General features: G+C 74.3%; 3 protein-coding genes and 1 pseudogene. 1 reads left to right on the top strand and 3 read right to left on the bottom strand.

Annotation, left to right across the window (positions count from 1 at the left end; all coding sequences use genetic code 11):
* Nucleotides 1–183, top strand: a pseudogene (locus AB0C29_RS46795) (hypothetical protein); the annotation flags it as partial.
* A 34-nt stretch (nucleotides 184–217) separates the two neighbouring features.
* Here the strand turns inward: AB0C29_RS46795 and AB0C29_RS46790 are convergent.
* From AB0C29_RS46790 to AB0C29_RS46780, 3 genes are all read right to left on the bottom strand, one after another.
* Nucleotides 218–1,018, bottom strand: coding sequence for an isocitrate lyase/phosphoenolpyruvate mutase family protein (locus AB0C29_RS46790; RefSeq protein WP_360834631.1), 801 nt, complete (start codon nucleotides 1,016–1,018; stop codon nucleotides 218–220).
* A gap of 52 nt (nucleotides 1,019–1,070) precedes the next feature.
* A complete protein-coding gene (locus tag AB0C29_RS46785; RefSeq protein WP_360834629.1) occupies nucleotides 1,071–1,400 on the bottom strand; it encodes a hypothetical protein in 330 nt (109 codons plus the stop codon).
* 134 nt (nucleotides 1,401–1,534) lie between these two features.
* Nucleotides 1,535–1,752 (bottom strand): helix-turn-helix transcriptional regulator (locus AB0C29_RS46780; RefSeq protein WP_360834627.1); only part of this gene is annotated, 218 nt, incomplete at its 5' end.

The following is a 1,752-nucleotide window of genomic DNA, read 5'->3' as shown; positions in this document are numbered from 1 at the left end:
GAAATCACCGAGCCGGAGGTCCGGGCGCTGGTCGACCGGCTGGGCGGGCTCCGGGGCGGTCCGATCGGGACGCTGCCGGGCACGATCGACCAGGTGACCGACTCGACGGAGATCCTCGGTGACCCGGCCCGCCGCCGGCGAGCAGGCCCGCTGCTCGGCCTGACCGGGCACCCGGACGAGTGAACTGCCGGCCGGAACCTCACACCTGACACCTCCGCTAGGAGCGGGCCCCGAAGGCCTGTTCGATCTCGTCGCCGGTCAGGCCGCGGGACCGGAACGTCGTCGTGCCGCTCTCCAGCAGCTCCCGGGCGGCATCCCGCAGACCCCCGTAAGCCGCCCAGGTCAGCGCCCCACCGGTCGATATCCGCCGCACCCCCAGCTCGCTCAGCTCGGCGACCGTAGGCGTGCCCGGCAGCGCCAGCACGTTGACCGGGGCCGGCACCGACTGGACGAGCCGGCCGATGTCCGCCGGGTTCCGCAGGCCGGGCGCGTACACCACGTCGGCGCCCGCGGCCCGGTAGGCGTTCAGCCGGGCGATCGTGTCGTCCAGGTCCTCATGGCTGTACAGGTAGTTCTCGGCCCGGGCGGTCAGCACGATGCCGAGCCGGGCGCAGGCCTGCGCGGCCGCCGCGACGCGCTCGGCGCCGGCCTCCAGCGTCTCCACCCGGTCCGCCGCCGGGTCGTAGTCCTCGATCGAGATGCCCGCCGCGCCCGCGTCGGCCAGCAGGTCCACCGTCTCGGCGATGCCCGCCGGGGTGTCCGCGAAGCAGCGTTCGGCGTCGACGTTGAGCGGGATCCGCACCGCGGCGGTGACCGCCGCGACGTGCGCCACCAGTTCGTCCCGGGTGACCTGCTGGTCGAGCTTGCCCAAGCCGGCCGCGAGGCCGGAGGACGTGGTGGCCAGCGCCGGGAAGCCCAGGCTCTCCAGCAGCCGGGCCGAGCCCGCGTCCCACGGGTTCGGCAGCAGGAAGGTGCCGGACTCGTGCAGGGCCCGGAAACGATCGCGAAGGCCGGTCATGGTGATCAGCGTAGAGACTGTGGCCCGGCCCCGTGGGGCCGGGCCACAGTCCTCAGAGCGGGCCCAAGGCGTTGAGCCTGTTGTACGCACCCTCGGAGGAGTTGCTGGCCGCGATGCTCTGCTCGCCGCTGCCCACCGCCCGCCAGGCGCCCTTGCGGGTGTAGTCGCGTCCCAGCCAGACGTCGCAGCCCACCACCGCCTGGTACTGGCCGGTGCCCGAGGTGCAGATGGCCCAGCCGACGTTGCCGGACCCGCCGACCGAACAGTTGGAGGGCACCGCCGACGCGGCCTGCACGCCCACGAAGCCCGCCGTCACCGTGGTCAGGTCCGTCGTCATCGCCAGCCCCGCCACGATCCGTGCCCCGCACCGTGTTGTGGTCATGATCGTGATTCCTCCCCGTGTGGTGACGCGTCCGCAGCCGCCGCCCCCCGTCGCGCCGCCGGCTGCGGCTGGCCTCCATCGTCGGTTCCGGGTGGGTCCGGGGGACAGGCAAGGACCCGGCAGGCAAGCGGCAATCAGCGACGGCCGCGGTCAGCGGCGGCGTAGAAGCGGTCCCGGTCGGCGCCGTCGAGGCCGAGGGCGACGGACAGCAGCCGCAGCGTCTCCGGCCGGGACTGCCCGGCCCGGCCGGACTCCAGGTAGCGGATGGTGCGCACGCTCAGCCCCGTACGGGCGGCCAGGTCCTCCTGTGACATCCCGCCGCGCAGCCGGTGGCGCCGCAGCTCGCCGCCGA

The sequence above is a fragment of the Actinoplanes sp. NPDC048791 genome, assembly GCF_040650095.1.
Lineage (GTDB): Bacteria > Actinomycetota > Actinomycetes > Mycobacteriales > Micromonosporaceae > Actinoplanes.
This window is presented reverse-complemented; position numbering and strand designations above follow the sequence as displayed.

What these genes read in the sequence shown, in the direction of transcription:
- AB0C29_RS46790 (WP_360834631.1), bottom strand. Translation starts at nt 1,018, where the DNA reads ATGACCGGCCTTCGCGATCGTTTCCGGGCCCTGCACGAGTCCGGCACC.
- AB0C29_RS46785 (WP_360834629.1), bottom strand. Translation starts at nt 1,400, where the DNA reads ATGACCACAACACGGTGCGGGGCACGGATCGTGGCGGGGCTGGCGATG.